The 21,903-nt window shown below is 72.9% G+C and carries 16 protein-coding genes and 2 pseudogenes; 8 read left to right on the top strand and 10 right to left on the bottom strand.

The window, feature by feature from the left end; genetic code table 11:
* Positions 1-48 precede the first annotated feature (48 nt).
* On the bottom strand, positions 49-933 hold the full coding sequence (locus tag AB0A97_RS11635) for an SDR family oxidoreductase (RefSeq protein ID WP_361147869.1): 885 nt from the start codon (positions 931-933) through the stop codon (positions 49-51).
* A 231-nt stretch (positions 934-1,164) separates the two neighbouring features.
* Between AB0A97_RS11635 and AB0A97_RS11640 the strand changes: the two genes are divergently transcribed.
* Positions 1,165-1,626 carry an SRPBCC family protein gene (locus AB0A97_RS11640; protein ID WP_361147871.1) on the top strand — a complete coding sequence of 154 codons (462 nt, stop codon included), beginning with the start codon at positions 1,165-1,167 and terminating at the stop codon, positions 1,624-1,626.
* 1 nt (position 1,627) lies between these two features.
* Positions 1,628-3,265 carry an NAD(P)/FAD-dependent oxidoreductase gene (locus AB0A97_RS11645; protein ID WP_361147872.1) on the top strand — a complete coding sequence of 546 codons (1,638 nt, stop codon included), beginning with the start codon at positions 1,628-1,630 and terminating at the stop codon, positions 3,263-3,265.
* 48 nt (positions 3,266-3,313) lie between these two features.
* On the opposite strand, the gene AB0A97_RS11650 is transcribed toward AB0A97_RS11645, so the two are convergent.
* From AB0A97_RS11650 to AB0A97_RS11670, 5 genes are all read right to left on the bottom strand, one after another.
* Complete coding sequence (locus AB0A97_RS11650; RefSeq protein ID WP_361147874.1) at positions 3,314-4,438, bottom strand: selina-4(15),7(11)-diene synthase; 1,125 nt, start codon at positions 4,436-4,438, stop codon at positions 3,314-3,316.
* Between the two features lie 275 nt (positions 4,439-4,713).
* Complete coding sequence (locus tag AB0A97_RS11655) at positions 4,714-5,583, bottom strand: alpha/beta hydrolase (protein WP_361147876.1); 870 nt, start codon at positions 5,581-5,583, stop codon at positions 4,714-4,716.
* Positions 5,584-5,792: 209 nt separating this feature from the next.
* The gene (locus tag AB0A97_RS11660; protein ID WP_361147878.1) at positions 5,793-6,107 is read right to left on the bottom strand and encodes a hypothetical protein; all 315 of its coding nucleotides are present in this window, start codon (positions 6,105-6,107) and stop codon (positions 5,793-5,795) included.
* 85 nt (positions 6,108-6,192) lie between these two features.
* Entirely contained in the window at positions 6,193-6,705 is a 513-nt protein-coding gene (locus tag AB0A97_RS11665) for a hypothetical protein (protein WP_361147879.1), read from the bottom strand.
* A 235-nt stretch (positions 6,706-6,940) separates the two neighbouring features.
* The gene (locus AB0A97_RS11670; protein WP_361147881.1) at positions 6,941-9,802 is read right to left on the bottom strand and encodes an AAA family ATPase; all 2,862 of its coding nucleotides are present in this window, start codon (positions 9,800-9,802) and stop codon (positions 6,941-6,943) included.
* 207 nt (positions 9,803-10,009) lie between these two features.
* Between AB0A97_RS11670 and AB0A97_RS11675 the strand changes: the two genes are divergently transcribed.
* The 6 genes and pseudogenes from AB0A97_RS11675 to egtD all read left to right on the top strand — a co-directional run bounded on the left by AB0A97_RS11675 (position 10,010) and on the right by egtD (position 17,840).
* Positions 10,010-10,984, top strand: a complete 975-nt coding sequence (locus tag AB0A97_RS11675) for an MBL fold metallo-hydrolase (protein ID WP_361147883.1) — start codon at positions 10,010-10,012, stop codon at positions 10,982-10,984.
* Between the two features lie 139 nt (positions 10,985-11,123).
* On the top strand, positions 11,124-12,638 hold the full coding sequence (locus tag AB0A97_RS11680; RefSeq protein WP_361147884.1) for a carboxylesterase family protein: 1,515 nt from the start codon (positions 11,124-11,126) through the stop codon (positions 12,636-12,638).
* 301 nt (positions 12,639-12,939) lie between these two features.
* Positions 12,940-14,166, top strand: a pseudogene (egtA, locus tag AB0A97_RS11685) (ergothioneine biosynthesis glutamate--cysteine ligase EgtA); the annotation flags it as partial.
* Between the two features lie 407 nt (positions 14,167-14,573).
* Positions 14,574-15,914 carry an ergothioneine biosynthesis protein EgtB gene (egtB, locus tag AB0A97_RS11690; protein ID WP_361147886.1) on the top strand — a complete coding sequence of 447 codons (1,341 nt, stop codon included), beginning with the start codon at positions 14,574-14,576 and terminating at the stop codon, positions 15,912-15,914.
* Between the two features lie 211 nt (positions 15,915-16,125).
* The gene (gene egtC, locus AB0A97_RS11695; RefSeq protein WP_361147888.1) at positions 16,126-16,881 is read left to right on the top strand and encodes an ergothioneine biosynthesis protein EgtC; all 756 of its coding nucleotides are present in this window, start codon (positions 16,126-16,128) and stop codon (positions 16,879-16,881) included.
* A complete protein-coding gene (gene egtD / locus AB0A97_RS11700) occupies positions 16,878-17,840 on the top strand; it encodes an L-histidine N(alpha)-methyltransferase (RefSeq protein WP_361147890.1) in 963 nt (320 codons plus the stop codon). The genes egtC and egtD overlap by 4 nt, the downstream gene beginning before the upstream one ends.
* Before the next feature lie 54 nt (positions 17,841-17,894).
* Here the strand turns inward: egtD and AB0A97_RS11705 are convergent, their stop codons facing one another.
* The 4 genes and pseudogenes from AB0A97_RS11705 to AB0A97_RS11720 form a co-directional block, all read right to left on the bottom strand.
* Positions 17,895-18,233: a hypothetical protein gene (locus AB0A97_RS11705; RefSeq protein ID WP_361147892.1), complete on the bottom strand. Its 339-nt coding sequence runs from the start codon at positions 18,231-18,233 to the stop codon at positions 17,895-17,897.
* A gap of 467 nt (positions 18,234-18,700) precedes the next feature.
* Positions 18,701-19,506: pseudogene (locus AB0A97_RS11710) on the bottom strand (alpha/beta hydrolase).
* A gap of 46 nt (positions 19,507-19,552) precedes the next feature.
* On the bottom strand, positions 19,553-20,368 hold the full coding sequence (locus AB0A97_RS11715) for a thioesterase family protein (RefSeq protein ID WP_361147893.1): 816 nt from the start codon (positions 20,366-20,368) through the stop codon (positions 19,553-19,555).
* A 65-nt stretch (positions 20,369-20,433) separates the two neighbouring features.
* Complete coding sequence (locus AB0A97_RS11720) at positions 20,434-21,813, bottom strand: hypothetical protein (protein ID WP_361147895.1); 1,380 nt, start codon at positions 21,811-21,813, stop codon at positions 20,434-20,436.
* Between the last annotated feature and the right edge of the window lie 90 nt (positions 21,814-21,903).

The following is a 21,903-nucleotide window of genomic DNA, read 5'->3' on the forward strand; positions in this document are numbered from 1 at the left end:
CGCGCCGGTTGCGCCGAACGGCCGTGCCCTCCCCCGTACTCCGCACGGTCAGCAGCGCGTGTCGCCGGACGCCTCAGCCGCCCGGCCGCCCGCTCCGAGCAGACCGGTCGCCGTGAGGTCGGCGCGGCCCGCCAGGCGCAGGAAGGCGCGGCGCGAGCCCTCGGCCACGATCCCCGGCAGGACGGCGCGCACCGCCTGGCCCGCCCGCAGCCACGGCTGTGCGTAGACCGCTGCGGCCCGCCGTTCGATGCCGCGGACCATACGGTCGGCCACCGGACCGGCGTCGTAGGTCTTCGACGCGGGCCACGGCAGGTGGGCGCGCAGCTCCCGCATCGCCGTCCGGCGGTCGGCGTCCCGGACCATCTCGGTGTCCGCCCAGCTGAGGTACGCGGTACCGACCCCCACCCCACGATGGGCCAGCTCGGCGCGCAGGACCTGCGCGAACGTCTCCACCCCGGACTTGGAGGCGCAGTAGGCGGACAGCATCGGCGCCGGGCCGATGGCCGCGAGGGAGGCGACCTGGAGGAAGTAGCCACGGGTGCGCAGGAGGGCGGGCAGGAAGGCACGTGCGGTCACCGCGCTGCCGATCAGGTTGACCTCGACGACGCGGCGCCAGACGGCCGGGTCGGTGTCGAGGAAGGGGCCGCCCGCCACCACCCCCGCGTTGGCGACGACGACGGAGGGCGGGCCGAAGCGGCGCTCCACGAGGGCGGCGGCGCGGTCCATGGCGTCCTCGTCGGTGACGTCCACCGGCCAGTGTTCGGCGTGACCCGGCAAGCCGGCCGCGACCCGCTCCAACGCGTCCTCCTCCAGCCCGAGCAGGGCCACGTCGGCTCCCCGCCGTACGAGTGAACGCGCCATGTGCGCGCCCAGGCCGCGTGCGGCGCCGGTGATCACGGCGGTGCGTCCGCGCAGGGGAAGGTCGTGGCTCATGGTCGGGCCTCCACGGGCTGCGGGCGGTACCGGTCGGGGTGACGGGTCAGAGGGGGGGTACCCGGGACCGGGCTTCCGCAACGTGACGCCGGGTCGCCGCCGACGCCCGGCACGAAACCCGCCCGGCTGGTGTCGTACGGCCCGTCACGGGCACACGGTCGTGGTCCCGAATGCCGGGACAGCCGGACCCGCCTATGCTGGCGACCGGCTCCCCCTGACGTTGGAGACCGCATGGCGGTAAGACATCAGCTGATCAAGAGTCCGCCTGCCGCGGTGTGGGCGGTGCTCGCCGACGGCGCCCGGTACCAGGAGTGGGTGGTCGGTCCCTACCGGTCGGAACCGGCCGAGGGCGACTGGCCGGAGCTGGGGTCCTCGATCGCGTACAGCGTGCGCGTGGGTCCGTGGTCGCTGAGCGGCCGGACCGTCGTCCGGCGTGTCGAGCCGCCCAGGGAACTGGAGCTGGAGATCGAGAGCGGTGCCCTGGGCAGCGCACGGATCGCCGCCGAGATCCGCCCATGGGGCGAGCACAGCCTCATCATCATGGACGAACACCCGCTGCGCGGGCCCGGCGGGCTGCTGCACAACGCCGTGCTGGACGCCCTGCTCCAGATCCGGCACCGCAGCATGCTCGGCAGACTGGCCAAGGTCGTGGAGGGCGGCAGGCCCCGGCAGCAGCCGAGCGGGGCGTTCTGAGATGCCCGACGCGGTGGTGATCGGCGCCGGCCCGAACGGGCTGGTGGCCGCCAACCTGCTGGTCGACGCGGGCTGGAGCGTGGAGGTCCTGGAGACGCAGCCCGAAGCGGGCGGCGCGGTCCGCAGCGACCGCGGCGTCCACCCCGACTTCGTCAGCGACCTGTGCAGCTCCTTCTATCCGCTGGCCGCCGCCTCCCCGGTGCTCGACGCGCTCCGCCTCGACGAGCACGGGCTGCGGTGGAGCCACGCGCCCAGCGTCCTCGCACATCCGCTGGCCGACGGCCGGTGCGCGGTGCTGGAACGGCGGCGGCCGGCCACCGCCGACGGGCTGGACCGCTTCGCCGCCGGCGACGGCGACGCCTGGCGGCGGCTCTGCGAGATCTGGGACCGGGTGGGGCCGGACGTCCTGGGGGCGTTGTTCACGCCGTTCCCGCCGGTACGGGCCACGGCCCGGCTCGCCGCCCGGCTGCGCAGCGCGGGCGGCCTGCGGCTGGCCCGCACGATGGTGCTGCCCGTACGGCGGCTGGGCGAGGAGGAGTTCGGCGGTGAGGGCGGCCGGCTGCTGCTCGCGGGCAACGCGCTGCACGCCGACCTGGCGCCGGAGGCCGCGGGCAGCGGGGGCTTCGGCTGGCTGATGTCCATGCTCGGGCAGTCGTACGGCTTTCCCGTGCCGGTCGGCGGCGCGGGCGCGCTGACGGAGGCTCTGGTACGGCGGCTGGAGGCGCGCGGCGGTGTGCTGCGCTGCGGCGAGCGTGTGACCGAGGTCGTCGTGCGGGCGGGCCGCGCCGTGGCGGTACGCACCGCGGGCGGCGAATCGGTGTCCGCCGGCCGGGCCGTACTGGCCGACGTGTCCGTACCGTCCCTCTACGGCGAGCTGGTCGACAGCCGGCACCTGCCCACGCGGCTGATGGCGGACCTGCGCCGCTTCCAGTGGGACTTCGCGACGTTCAAGGTCGACTGGGCGCTGGACGGCGCGGTGCCGTGGACCTGCCGGGAAGCGGCGAGCGCGGGCACCGTGCACCTGGCCGAGGGGGTGGACGAGCTGACGCGGTTCGCCGCGCAGCTCGCGGCGGGCCGGGTCCCCGACCGGCCGTTCGCCCTCTTCGGGCAGATGACCACCGCCGACGCCACCCGGTCACCGGCCGGGACCGAGTCGGCGTGGGCGTACACCCACGTACCGCACGACGTCCGTGCGGACGCCGGGGACGCCGGGATCACCGGCTCCTGGAGCCGCGGCGAGCAGGAAGCGATGGCGGACCGGCTGGAGGAGCAGGTGGAGCGGTACGCGCCGGGCTTCCGCTCCCGTATCCGGGCCCGCCGCATCCTTGCACCGCCCACGTTGCAGGCGCTCGACGCCAATCTGCACGGAGGGGCCATCAACGGGGGCACGACCGCCATGCACCAGCAGCTCGTCTTCCGCCCGGTGCCGGGTACCGGGCGGCCGGAGACCCCGGTCAAGGGCCTCTTCCTGGCGTCCGCCGGGGCGCATCCGGGCGGTGGTGTGCACGGCGCGCCCGGCGCCAACGCGGCGCGCGCCGCCCTGCGCAAGCGGTCGCCGAGCAGCGCGCTCACCCGTCTCCAGCGGTCGCTGACCAGCCGTAACCGGCTCGGTGACCGCCCGGACGACCCGGCGGAGTGACCCGCCGGGCGAGGGCCGGACGGCGGGGCGCCCCCGCCAGGACCGCGGTCAGCCGGTGGGCTGCGCCGCCCACGCGTGCGCGCGTGCGCCGTCGTCCGCCGCGCCACGCGCCTGAGCGGGGGTGGCCGGGACCAGACCCCACCACCAGGAGATGACCGGGATGTCCAGCGGCGCACGGCTGTCGTCGGTGGGGGTGGAGCGCAACGTCGAAGGCAGCCGGGCCGGGTCGTCCGGGGTGGTGTAGCGCAGGGAGGTGATGCCCCAGTCCTGGGACCCGCGGATGAACGTGCCCAGATTGTGCAGGTACTGGCGCAACTGCGGGCTGGCCTGCTGCTGTAGGTGCGCACTCAGGCGCATGAACAGCGTCATCACGCGGTCCCGCTGGGCTATCGCCGTGGTCAGGGCCTCCTCCTGGGATATGCCGTACTCGTTCTGGAGGACGCGCAGCACGTTGAGGTAGTAGCCCGGCCCCCGGCTCTCCTTGTGGTGGGAGAAGATGTCGTTGTCCCAGGTGATGATGAAGGAGGCCATCTCTGCTGCGGCCCGCACGGACCTGTGATCGCGCTCGTGCGGCTGGAGTTCGTAGCCGTGCCCCATCTCCAGCATGGGCAGGACGACCGAGGTCGCCCCGTCGTACAGCCGCATCAGGGTGTAGTCGGGCAGGCTCGGCACGGCGCCCGAGCGCCGGTAGGACGCCTCCCACACCACGGAGAAGAAGTATTCGCGCAGGGCGTCGATCCAGCGCGCGGCCTGGCCCACCGTGCCGTGGCGGGCGACGCGGTGCCGCAGGTCGCGCAGGCCCTCGGCGAGGCTGTCGCCCGGCAGGACAGGGGCCTCGGGATTCTGCGCGACGCGCAGCAGCCGGTGCAGTACGCCGGTGAGCGCGCCCGGATCGTGGCCGAGATCGCTCTCCTCGCAGTAGCCGTCGTCGACGCCGAAGAGCCACAGGACGAAGTCGGCGAGGAGGGAGACGACCTCCTCGCGGCCGTCCGGCAGGATGCGGGCCGAGAAGCCGCCGATCCCGTGGGTGACCAGCCGTCCGCGCAGTTCGTCCGACCCTATGGAGAAACGATTCGCCCAGGCAGTCGTCCGGGCCTCGATCTCCACGTGCCGGGGGTGGACGGCGGGCGGGATGGGCGAGTAGGTCGGCGGAACGGTCAGCTCGGGTCCCACGCCTGACCACCTCTCAGCAGCGTCACGGCACATTCGGCCGGATAGGGAAACAGACATGTCGGTCTTTGATTGATCAACTATGGCGCATAGTACGCAGTCGGTGCCCCTGATCCAATAGCGTCTTCGTGCCTGTGACAAGTTGTGGAGGGGGATCGTCCGTTTTCTGTGCCGACGTCCGGCCGCCCGGGCGACGCACGCCGGCGCAAGCCGCGGCGCCCGTACCACGGGCGGCCCGCCGCCGCGCCCCTGACGGGACGTCGGGCGGACCGCGGCCGTCAGGCGGTCTTCGGCAGGAAGGTACGCAGATGCGCGAGCAGCGCTTCCGGGGCCTCCTCCGCGATGAAGTGACCGCATTCGGCGATCTCCGCGCCGGTCACCAGCTCCGGCTGCGCGCAATGGTCCCGCCAGATGTCCAGCGTCGGCAGCCGCGCGGGCAGGCCGGCCGCTCCCCACAGGGCCAGGACCGGGACGGTCAGCAGCCGCCCCTCGGCGAAGTCCGCGTCGTCCAGGGCGGTGTCCGTCTCCAGGGCCCGGTAGTCGTCGAAGCCCGCGCGCAGCGCGCCGGGGCGGGAGAACGCCGCCACGTACGCGTCCACGGCCTCGTCGGTCAGCGCGTGCCGGTTGTGGGTCCACCGCTCGAAGAAGTACTCCAGATAGCCGCGGACATCCGCACCGGCCAGCCGCTCCGGCAGGTCGGGCTGGAGGTGGAAGAACCAGTGCCAGTATCCGGCGGCGACCGTGGCGTCCGTGCGGCGCACCATCTCCCGCGTCGGCACGATGTCCAGCAGCGCGATCCGCGCCACCTGTTCGGGCCGGTCCAGGGCCCAGCGGTGGGCCACCCTGGCACCCCGGTCGTGCCCGACGACGGCGGCCCGCTCGAACCCCAGCGACTCGACGAGACCCGCCATGTCGGCGGCCATCCGCCGCTTGTCGTAGCCGGTCGTCGGCTTGTCACTGCGGCCGTAACCGCGCAGGTCGGGCGCGACGACGGTGTAGTCCCTGGCCAGTTCGCCGAGGACCGGCCACCAGCACCGGGAGGTCTGCGGCCAGCCGTGCAGCAGAACCACCAGCGGGCCGGAGCCCGCCCGGGTGTAGTGCAGCCTTACGCCGTCCACCTGGGCCACGCCTGTGGTCGTACCGTCCACCGTCCGTTCCCTTCCGAGCCGTTGGAACCGTCGCCGGGCGCGGCCGCCGTACCTCGGCCGGGCGCGGGCGCACCACCACCAGCCGGCGCGGCTCACCCTCTCAGGGGGTTACCGCCATCGCAAGCATGTCGGGCCAGGTGCAGGGGTGCGAGGTGAGAGGTGAAGGGGTGGTGGTGCGGGCCGGTGCGGCGTCGTGCCGTGCGGTGGCGCTATTCCTGGAGAGGCGAGGCCAGCCAGCGTTCGTCCTCGAACTCCGCGGGGACCTCGTCCTCCCACGGGACGATCCCCCGGCGTTCCAGCTCGTCGAACCACCGGTCCCGCTGCGACTCGGGGAGCCGCCGTCCGCACCAGGGACAGAACGTGATGGTGATGCTCGACGTACCGCCGTCATGGATGATCAGGCCGTACTCGCGGAACTTGGCACTGAAGCGGATCAGGGCGTCCGGGCAGGCGAAAGGGTCGTCGTGCCGGTCGCAGACGGCATCCGCCTGGTTCCGCATGAGGTCGCAGCAGTGGTCGGTCATGGCCTCGGTGTCGCGTCGATCGGTGGTACGGCCGACAGTAGATCACGCACGGTCACCATCACCGGCGGCGGGTGCGGCGCGGAGGTCAGGTACGCCCCTCACGTTCCTGCGCGTCCTTCAGGTCGGTGGAGGGCACGGCCCAGCGGGCCCGTACGACCGGGTAGCCGGCCTGCTCGCAGGCGTCGCAGACCAGCTCGTCGTCGTCCACGACTCGGCGTACCTCGCGGCCTGCCGCCAGGCGGCGCAGGAGTTCCAGCTTGGTGTACCGGGCGGGACGCCGGTCCTCGTTCGGGCGCATGTACAGCCGCCCCTCGGGCAGCCCGTGCTGTCCGAGCCAGGCCAGGGTGTCCCGGCGGCAGCGCTCGGGGCGGCCCGTCAGATAGACGACCTCGCACTCCTCGGCGCTCTGCCGGGCCAGTTCCACACCCGCGGCGAGCGGCGGGTCGTCCGGGGCCGCGGCGAAGAAGCCCTTCCAGTCGCGCGGCCGGCGCTCCAGGAAGTGCTGGCGGTTCCCGGTGTCGGCGAGCGTTCCGTCCAGGTCGAAGACCGCCAGGGGCCTCGCGGCCTTGCCGCGGCCGCCGCTCTTCGTACTCGTCATCGCGTCCCCTCGTCCCGTGCGGCGCCCGGCCACCGCCCATGCGTACGGCGGTGCCCGCGAGGCCGCCGGAACCCCTGCTCGCGGCGGCCGGAAGCAGCGTACGTGAGCCGCGATCAGCGTGCCGGTGCCGCGCGCTCGGGCGGACCGGCGGACTGGCCGACCGGAGGACCGACCGCCGGGCTGAACGGCTGAACGGCTGACCGGCTGACCGGCTGACCGGCTGACGGCGGCACGCTCACCGGCCGCCGACGTCAGCCGGCCCCGTGCGCGCCCCCTCGACAAGGTCGCGCAACTGGGAGCGTGCGGTGATGCCCAGCTTGGGGAAGCTGCGGTAGAGGTGCGAGCCGACCGTGCGCGGGGAGAGGAAGAGCTTTTCGCCGATTTCACGGTTGGTCAGTCCGCGGGCCGCCAGTCCGACGATCTGTTGTTGTTGCGGGGACAGTTCGGCGAGCGCGTCAGGGGCCGGTGCCGTGACATCGAGCCCGGCGGCACGCGATTCGGTCCGGGCGCGGTCGATCCACGGACGTGCTCCCAGGCGCCGGAACGTCTCCAGTGCCTCGACGAGCAGCGGCCGCGCCTCGGCGATACGCCGTCGGCGCCGCAGCCATTCGGCGAAGTCCAACAGGGCCTGGGCACGCTCGAAAGGCCAGTGGGCGAGCACCGGATCCGCCAGGGCCGCCCGGAAGTGCGGCTCGGCGTCCTCGGGCGCCGCCAGCAGAGCACGGGCCCGGCTGAGCAGCGCGCGCAGCCGGGATGAGGCGTGCTCCCCGAGTGTGCGCGCACAGCGCTCGACGACCACGGTGGCCTCCGCGCGTCGGCCGCTGCGCACGCCCGCTGCGGCCAGGTCCGCGAGGGCCGGGCAGGACGCGTGGTAGTGGAGCGGCGCGCCGTCCGCCGTGAAGGCCGCGCGGAGGTGGTCGTACGCGGTGTCGTACGCCCCTTCCGCGGCTGCTGCGGCGCCGAGTGCGCGACGGGCGTAGACGGTGACGGAGCGGCTCTCCAACGGGTCGATCAGGGCGAGCGCGTCGTCGGCGCGGGCGCGGGCTGCTGCCGCGTCGCCCTGGTGGGCCAGTACGACGGCGTCCACCGCTGCCGCGCACGCCACGGCGTGGTCGAGGCCCGCCATGGCGCCGACCGCCGTCATGCGTGCGCAGGCCTCGCGGGCCCGCCCCCACCTGCCCAGTTCCACGTAGGTCCAGGCGGCGGCGCCACCCAGGCCCGCAGGCAGCGGGCCGCGCGACTCCCAGCGGTCGAAGGCCGCGTCGAAGGCGCGCGCTGCCTGCGGGGTCTCGTCCAGGAGCCAGGCCATGACCGCGAGAGCGGTGAGCCGACCGGGCCGGTGTTCCGCCTCGGCCATCGACGCCGAGAGGGAACGGAGAAGCTGCGGCCGCCCGCCGTCAGGGTCCGACACGGCCTGCACCCAGGCACGCAGCCAGTCTTGTGACGCCTGCTCGGGAATGCGCCGCAGTATGTCCTCGATACGGCGCCGCCGGCACTCCTCCCCCGAGTAGAAGCGGACCACGGCGGCCCCGGCCAGGAGGTCCAGCGCCACGGCGGGCTGCCCGGCCGCCAGTTCCTCGGCGGCGCCGGCCAGGCGGGAGAAGACCACGCTGTGGCGTACGGTCAGCGTCGCCAGCCGGCCGGCGTGTGCCGCGACGGAGGCCAGCAGCGCCGGATCGTCGGTACGGGCGCGTGTCGCGGCGGCCAGTTCCTCGACCCAGGCGAGATCCCCGGTGAACACGGCCGCGCCGGCGGCTTCGACCAGCAGCCGAGCGCCGTCCGCGCGCCGCGGGGCCAGCTCCGCGGCACGCTGCAACGCTTTGGCCGCTGCCGCGTGGCCGCCCCGGCGGCGGGCCCGGTCCGCGGTCCGCTCCAGCTCGGCCGACACGGCCGCGTCCGGGCGTCCGGAGGAGGCGGCGAGGTGCCAGGCGCGCCGGTCCGGTGCGTCCGGCAGCATCCCGGCGAGCGTGCGGTGGGCCTCGCGCCGCGCGTCGAAGGGCGCGGCATGATAGACGGCGGACCGGACCAGCGGATGGCGGAAGCGGGTGTCCCGGCCCGTACGGCGGATGAGCCCGGCCTGCTCGGCGGGCAGCCAGGCGTCGTCCTCGGCGTGCGGCAGCCCGGCCGGTACGGCGGCGTGGTCGGCGGTGTCCATGGCGGCCAGGAGCAGCAGCGCCCGCGTCGTACGGGCCGGGAGGCCGTGCAGGCGGGCGGCGAAGAGCCGTTCCAGGCGGTCGGTGAGCGGGAGCGGACCGGCGGACGGCGGTTCCCCGGCGGCTCCGGTCTCCATGACGGCGGCGGCCCGCGCCAGTTCGGCCAGTGCCAGGGGGTTGCCGGCGGCCTGGTCGAGGATGCGGGTCCTGGTCCGTCCGGTGGGACGCTGCGGCTGAAGGTCCAGCAGGCGGTGCGCCGCCACGTCGTCGAGCGGGCCGAGGGTGAGCACGGGCACGTGGCGGTCGAAGCCCGGCAGGCAGTCGCCGGTGCGGGCGCCGACCAGCACCGTGACCGGTTCGTCCGCCAGCCGTCGCGCGGCGAACGCCAAGGCGTCCAGGGAGGCGCGGTCGCACCACTGGGCATCGTCCAGTACGGCGAGTACGGGGCCCCGCTCGCCCAGCGCCGACAGCAGGCCCAGGACGGCGAGCCCGGTCAGCAGGGGGTCGGGGGACGCGGCGTCCTGCCCGGTACCGAAGGCGTCGTGCAGCGCCGCGCGCTGCCTCGGCGGCAGCGCGTCCGCCTCGGCCCGTACCGGCCGCAGCAGTTGGTGCAGCGCCGAGAAGGCGAGATCCGCCTCCGACTCGCTCCCGCAGGCGCGCAGGACGCGGGCGCCCCGGGCCGCCGCGCGGCGTGCCGCGGAGTCCAGCAGCGCGCTCTTGCCCAGGCCCGCGTCGCCGGTGAGGACCAGTACGGGACCGGCCGCGGCTGCCGGGTCCGCCGTACGGAAATCGGCCGTACCGGGATCCGCCGCCCAGGAATGCCCTGCCCGGGAGTCCACCGTACGGAAGAGGCGGACGAGTTCCGCGTCCCGGCCGACGATGCGGTCCTCCGGAATCGGCGCCGACCCTGCGACCGTGCCGGCGGCCGCTCGATGCTCGTCCACGCCGTCTCCAGGAGTGCGGGCTCCCGGATGGAGCCGTCGTGCCTCGTCGCACCCAGGCTACAAGCGGTGCGACCGGCGCCCATGGGCGTGAGCGGGTGCGAGTGCGGGTGCGGGTGCGGATGTGGGTGCAGTCACCTGACGGATACCTCACGCGGCGGGTCCGCTCGTACGGTTCCGGGAAAACCCACGGATTCGCGAAGGCACCGCATGAAAACACGCACGGAAACAATCCACGACACACGCATCGACACACACATCGACCCACACCCGGAAACCATCGAACTCGGAAACGTCACCGTCACCCGCGTCCGGGAATACTTCGGCCCGGTCGACATGACGCCGGACACGTTCTTCCCCGACGTCCCGGAGGAGGTGTGGGAGAAGAACTCCTCCTGGGTGTCCCCGGATTTCCTGGACCCCGACACCCGTATCGTCAACTCCGCGATCCAGACCTGGCTGTTGCGCAGCGAAGGAAAGACGATCCTGGTCGACACCGGCGTGGGCAACCACAAGGAACGCCCGTACTCCCCGGTCTGGAGCCGGCTGGACACCGGCTTCCTGGCCGCTCTGGCCCGGGCCGGTGTCGCACCCGAGGACGTCGACGTCGTCATCAACACGCACCTGCATGTCGACCACGTCGGCTGGAACACGTACCTGGACGGCAGGGATTGGGTTCCCACCTTTCCGAATGCCACGTACCTGATGCCGAAGGACGACTTCGACTTCTGGAATCCGGCCAACGGCCATCAGCCGGTACTCGGCCGCGGCAATCAGAACGTGTTCGAGGACAGCGTGGCTCCGGTGCACGCGGCGGGGCTGACACACCTGTGGGAGGACAGCCACCGTATCGACACGAATCTGCGTCTGGACGCGGCCCCCGGGCACACCCCCGGCTCCTCCGTACTGACCCTCGCGTCCGGCACCGACCGCGCGGTGTTCGTCGGCGACCTGCTGCACAGCCCGGCGCAGATCCTCGCACCGGACGCCAACAGCTGCTTCTGCGAGGACCCCGCGGGCGCCCGCGCCACCCGGCGCAAGGTACTGGGCCGGGCAGCCGACACCCACGCGCTCGTCATCCCCGCGCACCTGGGCGGGCACGGCGCCGCGGAGGTGGTACGCGACGGGAGCGCGTTCGCCATCAAGGGGTGGGCCCCGTTCACGCCGTACGCCGAGCGGGACTGAGAGCCCGGAGGGCACGGAGGGATCCGAGGTGCCCAAGGAACCCGAGGAACCCGAGGAACCCAAGGAACCCGAGGAACTGCCGGGTCCGGAGAGACCTGCGGAGAACAGCGACCGAAGCGACCGAAGCGACCTGAAAGACATGCCTGTGCGCCACAACCACCACCCGGCCCCCGTCGTGACCACCGCCCAGGGAGCGGTCCGCGGCCTGCGCCAGGACGGCAGTGCCGTCTTCCTGGACATTCCCTACGCCGCCCCGCCGGTGGGCCCCGGCCGGTTCGCGCCGCCGCGGCCGCACGCGCCCTGGGACGGCGTACGGGACGCCACCACGCCGGGCCCCAACGCGCCGCAGTCCGCACGCGACCTGGGCAGCCTGGACATGACGCCGTACTTCGGCGCCGGCTGGAGCCGCGGCGAGGACTACCTCACCGTCACCGTCCGGACGCCGCAGGACGCGAGTGGCGGCCTGCCCGTCATGGTGTTCGTCCACGGCGGCGGGTTCGTCGCCGGATCGACGCGGTCCGCCTTGTACGACGGCGCCGGCTTCGCCCGCGACGGCGTCGTCCTCGTCACGCTGAACTACCGGCTCGGCATCGCGGGCTTCCTTGACCTCCCCGGGGCCCCCGCCAACCGCGGCCTCCTCGACGTCGTCGCCGCGCTGCGCTGGGTACGGGAGAACATCGCCGCCTTCGGCGGTGACCCCGACCGTGTCACCCTCTTCGGCCAGTCCGCCGGGGCCACCGTCGTCGGGGGCGTGCTCGCCGCCCCGGAGGCCGCCGGCCTCGTCCGCCGGGCGATCGTCCAGAGCGGCAGCGGCCTGGGGGCCTTCAGCACCGAGCAGGCCGCCCGAGTCACCCGGGCGGCCGCCGCGGACCTGGGCGTCGAGCCGCACGCCGACGCCTTCGCCTACCTCGACGACGCCCGACTGGTCGAGACCGCTGCCCGGCTCGCGGGCATCTGCCTGCGGACCGCCACCCATCACGACCCGCTGTTCGGCCTCAGCCTGTTCAGTCTGGTCCTGGACACCCAGCCGGCCGCGTCGGTCGCCGCCGGGGCCGCTTCCGGCGTGGACCTGCTCATCGGGACCAACACCGAGGAGGGAAATCTCTATCTGGCTCCGGTGGGCCGGTACACCAGCTCGACCGCAGCGGACGTCGACGCGGCGGCGGCCCGCGCGCACCCGGACCCGGCGCGGCTCGTCGAGACGTACCGGACGACGCGTCCCGCGGCGTCCGCCGGGGCGCTGCGGTCCGCCGTCATGGGCGACGCGCTGTTCGGCGCGGGGAGCTGGGCCCTGGCCTCCGCGCATGCCGCCCACCCGGGGGCCGCCACCTTCGGGTACGAGTTCGCCTGGCGCTCCCGGGCCCTGGACGGAACGCTGGGCGCCGCCCACGCCGTGGAGCTCCCCTTCGTCTTCGACCGCACGGACCTGCCCGGCCTGCGCGGGCCCGGCGGCCTGCTCGGCCCCGACGCGCCGTCCGCGGACCTCGCCGACCTCGCCGACCGGATGCACGGGAGCTGGGTCCGGTTCGCCGCGACCGGCAACCCCGGCTGGGCCCCGTACGACACCGAACGCCGGACCACGATGCGCATCGACACCGAGTGGACCCTCACCGACGACCCACGCGGCCCGGAACGGCGGGCCTGGGCAGCCTGACCCGGCGCCCGGCGCACCTCCAGCCCGTCCCCGGCACGCCTCGGCGTCCTCCGCATCCACTTTCCCCAAATTCGCACAAAGAAACGAACCCTCCGCATCACCCGTCACCGCCGGAAAATCCCAGGCAGACGCGGGTGCACCGGCCCCGGTCCCGCACCGCTCCGGGCCGGTGCCCTCGCGCACCGGCACCCCGGCGACGAGAATGTGCCCTTGAGTGCACCGCCCGCACCCGCTTAGGTGGAGGGCGGCAATTCCGCCGTCGGACGGCAGCCGTCGTCCCGATCCGAGGGAGTTGGAGCCCATGCCCGCACGGCCGGCGGTCACGGAGGCGGAGCTGGAGGCCCACCTGCGTGGCATCTGCTTCAAGACCGGACCACCCCGCCGCCTGGGTGTCGAGATCGAGTGGCTCGTCCACGACGCCCGCAACCCCCGATGTCCCGTCGACCCCGTACGACACCGCGAAGCGGCCACCGCACTGCGTGCCCTCCCCCTGCGGTCGGCCCTCACCTTCGAACCCGGCGGACAGCTGGAGCTCAGCTCGCTGCCCGCCACGTCCCTCACCGCGTGCATCGAAGCCGTCTCGGCCGACCTGGCCCTGGTCCGCCCCGCGATGCGGGAGATGGGCCTCGGTATGGCGGGCCACGGCCACAACCCCTGGCACCCCCCGCGGCGGGTGCTCACCGAACCCCGCTACGACGCCATGGAGGCGTACTTCGACCGCTGGGGCCACGCGGGCAGATCCATGATGTGCGGCACCGCGTCCGTACAGGTCTGCCTGGACGCCGGCCATGAGGAGCCGGGCCCGCTCGGGCTCGGCCGCCGCTGGCGGCTGGCCCACCTGCTGGGCGCGGTCCTGCTCGCCGCCTTCGCCAACTCCCCCGTCAGCGAGGGGTGCCCGACCGGCTACCGCTCCACCCGCCAGGTGGTGTGGTCGCAGATGGACCCGGCCCGCACCCTCGCCCCACCCGACGGCCCCGACCCGCGCGCCGCCTGGGCCGGTTACGTCCTGGACGCGCCCGTGATGTGCGTCCGCGGCGACGACGGCCCGTGGGACGCCCCCGAGGGGCTGACGTTCCGCGACTGGGTCCGCACGGGTGCGCCGCGTCCGCCGACGGCGGACGACCTCGCCTACCACGTCACCACGCTCTTCCCGCCCGTACGGCCGCGCGGGCACCTGGAGCTGCGCATGATCGACGCGCAGCCGGGGGACGGCGGCTGGATCGTGCCGCTGGCCGTCACGGCCGCGCTGTTCGACGACCCGGAGGCCGCCGAGAGCGCGTACCGCGTGGTCAAACCCCTCGCCGAGACGGCCGGCTCCCGTCCGGCGCCGCGCAACCCGCTGTGGCGGCACGCCACCCGGGGCGCACTGACCGACCCCGAACTGCGGGCCGCCGCGCTGGCCTGCTTCACCATCGCGCAGGAGGCACTGCCCCGGCTGGGCGCTCCGGCCGAGGTGAGCGAAGCGGTCGCCCGCTTCACCGAACGCTACGTGGCGCGGGGGCGGTGCCCGGCGGACGATCTGCTGGAGGGAGCGTACGGGGAGCAGGTGGCGGGTACGGTGCCGCCCGGACCGGGGGCGGCGGCGGAGGCAGTGCTACCCGGACCGGGGGCGACGGCGGACGCGGCGCCGCCCGGTTCGGGGACGGCGACAGACACGGCGCCGCCAGGACCGGCGACGGCGACAGACGCAGCGCCACCCGGACCGGGGACGGCGACGGAGGCTGAGCCACCCGGCCCGGTTACCTCCGGATCGTCGGCCCCTGCCACCGGGGCCCCTGGGACGGCCTCCGGGCCGCCTGGGACGTCCGCCGCGGCGCCGGAGTCGGCAACCGCGCCATCGGAACCGGCCGGGCCTCCCGAACCGGCAGCCGCGCCTCCCACCGTCCCGGCGGACGCCGCGTACGAGGACCAGCTCACCCTCGGGAAGGACAGCCTGTGACCTCCCTGCCCCACGACCCCGAGTCCCACGACCCCGAAGCGCTCCGGGAACGCGCGGCGCGCGCCCTGCTCGCCGCGCGTGACCGCACCCGCGCGCTGACCACCTGCGTCGACGACCACGACCTCACCGCCCAGCACTCCCCGCTGATGTCGCCCCTGGTCTGGGACCTGGCCCACATCGGCAACCAGGAGGAGCAGTGGCTGCTGCGCGCGGTCGGCAAGCGGGACGCGCTGCGCCCGGACATCGATTCCGTGTACGACGCCTTCGAGCACCCGCGGGCCGAACGCCCGTCCCTGCCCCTGCTGCCGCCCGCCGAGGCACACGGCTACGTGGCGGACGTCCGCAGCCGGGTTCTGGACGTCCTGGAGAACAGCCCTCTGCGCGGCGAACCGCTGCTCGACTCCGGCTTCGCCTTCGGCATGATCGCGCAGCACGAGCAGCAGCACGACGAGACCATGCTCATCACCCACCAACTGCGGCACGGCCCGGCCGCGCTGACGGCCCCCGAGCCGCCGCGGACCACCGACGGCCCCCTGCCCGCCGAAGTACTGGTGCCCGCAGGCCCGTTCACGATGGGCACCTCCACCGAACCGTGGGCCCTGGACAACGAACGACCCGCCCACCGCCGCCTCCTGCCGGCCTTCCTCATCGACACCACACCGGTGAGCAACGGCGCGTACCTCGACTTCATCGAGGACGGCGGCTACGACGAACAGCGCTGGTGGTCCCCCGAAGGCTGGGACCACGTCCGCGAACACCACCTGCACGCCCCGCTGTTCTGGCGCCACGAGGGCGGCCAGTGGCTGCGACGGCGCTTCGGCGTCACCGAACCGGTACCGCCGGACGAACCGGTCCTGCACGTGAGCTGGTACGAGGCCGACGCGTACGCACGATGGGCGGGCCGACGGCTGCCCACGGAGGAGGAGTGGGAGAAGGCCGCCCGGCACGACCCGACCGGCGGCCGGTCACGCCGCTACCCGTGGGGCGACGAGGACCCCGGCCCCACCCACGCCAACCTGGGCCAGCGACACCTGCGCCCCGCCCCCGTCGGCAGCTACCCGGACGGTGAGTCCCCCCTCGGCATACGCCAGCTCATCGGCGACGTCTGGGAGTGGACGTCGAGCGACTTCCTCCCGTACCCCGGCTTCGCCGCCTTCCCCTACCGCGAGTACTCGGAGGTGTTCTTCGGCGGGCCGTACAAAGTGTTGCGCGGCGGTTCGTTCGCCGTCGACCCGGTGGCCTGCCGGGGCACCTTCCGCAACTGGGACCTGCCCGTACGGCGCCAGATCTTCGCCGGCTTCCGCACCGCCCGCGACGCCGATCCGGTGGGCGCATGAGGACCCCGGTCGCACCGGGGTGCCCGGCGGCACAGAGCACCGGGCACCGGAATCCGGCGCAGCGCACCGACCCCTGTGCTCCGTCACAGCGCACCGGCCCTCGGCGTCCGTCACAGAACACCGAACCGGGAAGCCCGACGCCATACCCCGCCCCCGAAGCCGCTCTCACCCCCACCGCCACCCTCGCTCCCGCTCCCGGGGGGCGGTACTGATGTGCCGACACATCGCCTACCTGGGGCCGGAGGTCCCCCTGGGCTCCCTGATCACTGCCCCCTCCCACGGCCTGTACCGCCAGTCGTGGCAACCACGCCACCAGATCCACGGCACCGTCAACGCGGACGGCTTCGGCGTCGGCTGGTACGCGCCCGGCGACCCGGTACCCGCCCGGTACCGCAAAGGCGGCCCCATCTGGGCCGACACCGGAATCCTGGACCTGCTGCGGGTGGTACGCACCACCGCACTGCTCGCCGCCGTCCGCGACGCCACCTTCGCCGGCGCGGACGCCGAGGCGGCCGCCGCGCCGTTCGCCGACGGCCCCTGGCTCTTCAGCCACAACGGCGCGGTCCCGGGCTGGCCCGGCTCCCTGGCGAACCTGACCGCCGACCTGCCCCCACAACGACTCCTCTCCCTCCCGGCCCGCTGCGACTCAGCCTTCCTCTGGGCGCTGGTGCACCACCGGCTCAGCGCCGGCCTGGACCCCGCCGAGGCACTGGCCGACACCGTCACGGCGGTGTCCGCCGCCGCGCCCGGCGCCCGGCTGAACCTGCTCCTCACCGACGGCGCCACCATCGCCGCGACCGCCTGGGGCGACTCCCTCTACTACCTCGCCGAGCCCGGACGCAGCACCACCGTCGCCTCCGAGCCGTACGACGACTCCCCCCACTGGACCGAGGTCCCCGCGTACACCCTGCTCGCGGCCACGCCCACCGACGTCCTCCTCACCCCGCTCAAGGAGCCCGCCGCGTGAGTTCACTCACCGTCACCCGCACCCTGCCCGCCGACGCCACCACCGCCGCGCTCCGCGCCGACGTCGCCCACGGCCTGACCCGCACCCCCAAACAGCTCCCGCCCAAATGGTTCTACGACGCCCGCGGCAGCGAACTCTTCGACGAGATCACCACCCTGCCGGACTACTACCCCACCCGCGCCGAACGCGAAATCCTCATCAACCGCTCCCCCGAAATCGCCGCCGCCACCGGCGCCCGAACCCTCATCGAACTCGGCTCAGGCTCCTCCGACAAAACCCGCCACCTCATCGCGGCCCTACCCGAGCTCCACACCTACGTCCCCGTCGACGTAAGCGAATCCGCCCTCACCTCCGCCGCCGAAACCCTCCTCACCCTCCACCCCTCCCTCACCGTCCACGCCCTGGTAGCCGACTTCCAACAGGGCTTCGCCCTCCCCGCCACCCCCGCCCCCCGCCTCCTCGCCTTCCTGGGCGGCACCATCGGCAACCTCCTCCCAGAAGAACGCGCCACCTTCCTCCGCTCCGCCCACGACCTCCTCTCCCCCGGCGACGCCATACTCCTCGGCACCGACCTCGTCAAGGACGAAGCAACCCTGCTGGCCGCCTACGACGACCCGACCGGCATCACCGCCAACTTCAACAAAAACGTCCTCCACGTCATCAACCGAGAACTGGAAGCCGACTTCGACCCGGCCGACTTCCAACATGTGGCGCTGTGGAACGCCGAACACGAGTGGATCGAAATGCGACTGCGGGCAAGGAAGGAACTGACGGTGAAGATCCCGGCGCTGGATCTGGCCGTGCCCTTCGCGGAGGGCGAGGAGATCAGGACGGAGATCTCGGCGAAGTTCCGGGAGGAAGGAGTACGGGACGAGCTGAAGGCCGCCGGGTTCGAGATGAGCCGGTGGTGGACGGATGGAGCGGACAGGTTCGGAGTATCTCTTTCCGTAAGGACCTGACCTTGACCCCAGTTGCCCCGCCGAGCAAATCAGCGGGGCAACTGGAGCAGCCAGCTACTTCGCCCAGTAGATCATTCTTCCGTAAGAATCGAGCGATCTGGAGTCCGGTTCTCCCACGGTGATCCTGGATTCGATAAGGGGATGCTCTTCGGAGAAGAGAGCATCCAACTCGAAAGCGGCCTGGTCGACGTCCTCGTCAATCTCGGCTGTACGACGGCGGACCCAGAAAGTCAACTCCACCCGATGCTGCTCGACGAGAACCGCCACAGCGATCACGTCCGAGGAGATGAGGCCGAGCAGCGCCTGGACCACATCCAGCACGATGTCATTCTCGCGCCGCAACGCTTCCGGGCCGCCTTCTTCCATACCTACCTGGCCTACCTGGCGATCCAAGTCAGCGTGTCCTCGTCTTCAGCGACTGCTCGGTACGACCTTCCGACGTTCAGAGAAGCAATGCTCCGGAGAGACTGCACTCGATGAGGGACGGGAAGGGCTGCGGGCCCGATGCTGTCCTGCCACACCGTGCCTTGCACGAAGACCGATCCGTCGAGAGCAGACATGACGAACGCGGGAAAAGCGTACCCCGCTCCCCGTGACACCGACCGCGCAGCCTGCCCCCATGGTGTCCCAGTCATCCAGCAGGTTGAGGAGCCCCCACACACACTCAGGTTGAGGACCCCCACACACACTCAACGTCCGTATCGTCACCCGCACCGGGGTGCGGCACACTGACGGAGAGCAGAAACTGGCGGTCTGCGGAGAACAAGCCGCATTCCGTTGCCAATGACAACTGCCGCCACACACGTGATCACCATGGGGACGCCCTCGGCGCGTCCACCGCGCTGCACTGCCTCCGAGTGTCAGTGCGGACGGGCGGGAGGCACCGAGGACAGGCCGTCCAGGAAGTCGAGCACCAGCCGGCTCGCCACCCCGCGGAACTCCTCGAAGTAGGCGTGCCGGGCGCCGGGGAGCAGGTCATGCGGGCGTTCGGGATGTGGCGGGCGAGTAAGGGGGCGTTGGTGGTGGGGTTGAGGAGGTCGGCGGTGCCGTGGAGGATCAGGGTGCGGGCTCGGATGCGGGGCAGGTCTTCCCAGGCGTCGTGAGTGCGGCTGGCGGACAGATGCCGGCGACGGGCGTGGGTGTGCATGGTGGGGTCGCCCATCGTGTGGTGCGGGCCCGGGTGAGTGGCCAGCCAGGAGGGCGTGTACATCAGGGCGGCCAGAGCGCGTTGGGCGGCGGCCGGGTCCGTGGTGGCTAGGGAGCGGCGTACGTCGTCGCTCCGCTCGACGCTGTGCCGGCCGCCGGGTGACGTGCAGCCCAGAATCAGGGAACGGACCCGCCCGGGGTGGTGGGCGGCCAATTTCTGGGCCACCCGTCCGCCCATGGAGGTGCCGTAGACGTCGGCGCGGTCGATCTCCAGGGCATCGAGGATGGTGATGACGTCCTGGGCGAACAGTTCGGTGCTGTACGGGGCATCGGGCGCGTCGCTGTCGCCGGTGCCCCGGTAGTCGAGGGTCAGGGCGCTCCGGGCGGCGTGGAAGTCCTCCCGTACACCGTCCCACCAGTGGTGACTGTTGGCCTGGCCGGCGAGGAGGACGAGTACGGGGCCCGTACCGCGGAGCTGATAGGCGATACGGGTTCCGTCCGGGGTCGTGACGAGTGGCACGGCGGGCCTCCTCACAGGTCGGAACAGGTCAGGAGAGAGGTGCGGTTCAGCGGTCGGCCACCAGCAGCGTCTGCAGGACGCGGCCGCAGTCGCCCGCCGTGTCGTCGAGCCGGCCGAGCGCCAGTCCGGAGCCGGAGGGGCTGGCGGCCGTCTCCGACCGGAGGCAGAACCATTCGCCGACCGGCTCCCGGTGCAGCGCCAGGGTGATGTCGGTGTTGATGACGAACTGGCGGACGTGGTCGAGTTGGAAGGCGACCGCCCAGTTGCTGTCGGCCAGGGTGAGCGCGCGGGTGAGTGGTGTGTCCGGTTCCCCCGCCACCAGGGGGATGCGCTGGCGTGCCCAGACCGTTCCCGGGCCGGGGGTGTCGAAGCCCTTTCCGGGCTCGAAGCGCCATTCCATGGCGGCGATGTAGCCGTACGGCTGTGCTCCGGCCATGGTGTGCGGCGTCTGCGGGCCGGGGAGGGGTGGTGGTCCGGCCGCGGGGCGCAGGGTTGGGGTGTCGGCCGGGGCGGCGGCGATGTGCCATGTGCGGGCCAGCATCACCGTGTCGCCGTTCGCGGTCAGTTCGCCCTCGACCAGGTGCGTACGTCCGCCGGAGCGGACGGTACGCACCTGGACGTGCAGTTCCGCGACGGGTACGGGGCGGGGCAGTTCGACGGTGACGCGCGCGACACGGAATCCGTCACGGGCCCCGTGCTCCTCCATCGCCCGGCCCAGCAGGGCCGAGGGCGGGCCGGCGTGCTGGGCCTTGGCGCTCCACGGCCCTGCGGTGGCCGAGCTGCTTTCGTAGCGGCCGTCACCGAGGTTCCGGTAGAACGCCTGGCCCCCCGCTTCCGGCCCAGTCGGGCAAAGATCAGTCATGGGGACTGCCTACTGCACGCCTGCCGTTCCGGACCATGCCGTTCAGGAGGTGTACACAGGTGGCTTCAGCCGACGTACTCCACCTTCACCGGCGCGGTGTTGTTCTCCTGATCGGGGTCGATCGCCGGGTCCGAGTCGGCGGAGATGCTGCCCTGGGCGCCCGGGACGCGCTTGTCGATGCGGGCCCGCAGGTAGGTGTTGCGGTCGAGGGTTCCGAAGCAGTGCACCAGGCCGTTCCCCTGCGAGGCGTATCCGCAGTAGGAGTCCTCGCTCGGGTGGCCCCCCGGCTTGATCGGCACCAGGCTGACACCGGCGGGCAGCTTCACCCGCATCAGCCCGCCCTGGAAGTTCCGCGGGAAGGGCACCTGCGTGTCGACCACCTGGCCGATCTTGCCCTTGATGGTGAATCCGACGGCCTGCAGGTCGTTGATCTGATTCGTGCTGAAGTCCAGGGTGCTGCCGGCCATCTCGGCCTTCCAGTACGCGGACGGGGTGAAATCGTCCCCGCTGCCGTCGACGGGACGCACGCCCAGCGGCCCTCCGGTGCCGCGCGGCGACGAGGCGGGCAGCAGGGTGTTGTTGAGGGGGTCGTGCGCCCGGAGCACGGTGTAGTGGACCTTGCCGTACATCGCCGTCTTGTCGACCACGGCCGTCAGCGGCCCGTCGGTCTCGTAGGCCGCCCCGGCGGGCAGCGGGCCGGGCAGCTCGCACAGCGCCTTGGTGGGGGCCGTGGCCTTGTCGTAGCGGCAGTTGCTGTACTGGTTGCGCAGCGTCGCTTGCTCGGCCGTGAGCAGGACGAGGAAACCGTCGTCGATCGCGGTGTCACCCTTGTTGCCGAAGGCGGGCGAGACCCGCAGCTCGGAACCGGGCTGCACCTCGGTCAGCGGCTTGCTCTGCCGGGCGGTCAGGACCGGCGCTCCCATGACGACGTGGGTGGTGTGCCGGACGGTGGGGGCGTTGGCACTGGTCACGGTGATGTTCATGGCACCGACAGGGCCCAGCGCCGCACCCGGCTCCGGCAGCAGGCGGAACGGGGTGAACAGCGCGCCCTGGATGTCCCCCAGCGCGCAGGTCATGAGAGTTCCCGAGCGCTTGCAGTGGGAGCCCGTGTTCTCCCAGGCGACACGCGCCTTGCCCTTGAGGGCGGCCAGGTCGATGTTCACCTTGACGTTCTTCACCGTCAGCGGCTGCCCGTCGGCGCCACGTCCGGTCGCCTTCAGGCTGATCTGGTACTCGGTCGGTCCCTCGTCGGGGGCCGACGCCCGGTACTTCGGTATGTAGTACGTGTTCATGATGTGCTCGGCCGTCAGCCGCGCCCCCGTGGCCTGCTGACCGCCGGCAGCGGCCACCGGCGTCGCGCCGCCGAACGTCACCACCGTGCCGAGTGCCGTCAGCAGGGCCGCTGCCCCGGACCCGGCCAGGCGCTGCCCCCGTGTACGTGCCATAGATCTTTTCATGCCTGGTCAGACGTACCGGGGAGGCGGATGGTTGTAGAGACCGCGAGGTCGTTCCCGGCGTCGCGGTACGGCACCGGG

Origin of the sequence: Streptomyces sp. NPDC045470, assembly GCF_040646595.1 — a bacterium.
In the GTDB taxonomy this organism is placed as follows: Bacteria; Actinomycetota; Actinomycetes; order Streptomycetales; family Streptomycetaceae; genus Streptomyces.

Bases quoted from the DNA above. Each gene is read 5' to 3' on its own strand.
- AB0A97_RS11635 (WP_361147869.1), bottom strand. From the start codon at position 933: ATGAGCCACGACCTTCCCCTGCGCGGACGCACCGCCGTGATCACCGGC.
- AB0A97_RS11640 (WP_361147871.1), top strand. From the start codon at position 1,165: ATGGCGGTAAGACATCAGCTGATCAAGAGTCCGCCTGCCGCGGTGTGG.
- AB0A97_RS11645 (WP_361147872.1), top strand. From the start codon at position 1,628: ATGCCCGACGCGGTGGTGATCGGCGCCGGCCCGAACGGGCTGGTGGCC.
- AB0A97_RS11660 (WP_361147878.1), bottom strand. From the start codon at position 6,107: ATGACCGACCACTGCTGCGACCTCATGCGGAACCAGGCGGATGCCGTC.
- AB0A97_RS11665 (WP_361147879.1), bottom strand. From the start codon at position 6,705: ATGACGAGTACGAAGAGCGGCGGCCGCGGCAAGGCCGCGAGGCCCCTG.
- AB0A97_RS11675 (WP_361147883.1), top strand. From the start codon at position 10,010: ATGAAAACACGCACGGAAACAATCCACGACACACGCATCGACACACAC.
- AB0A97_RS11680 (WP_361147884.1), top strand. From the start codon at position 11,124: ATGCCTGTGCGCCACAACCACCACCCGGCCCCCGTCGTGACCACCGCC.
- egtC (WP_361147888.1), top strand. From the start codon at position 16,126: ATGTGCCGACACATCGCCTACCTGGGGCCGGAGGTCCCCCTGGGCTCC.
- AB0A97_RS11715 (WP_361147893.1), bottom strand. From the start codon at position 20,368: ATGACTGATCTTTGCCCGACTGGGCCGGAAGCGGGGGGCCAGGCGTTC.
- AB0A97_RS11720 (WP_361147895.1), bottom strand. From the start codon at position 21,813: ATGGCACGTACACGGGGGCAGCGCCTGGCCGGGTCCGGGGCAGCGGCC.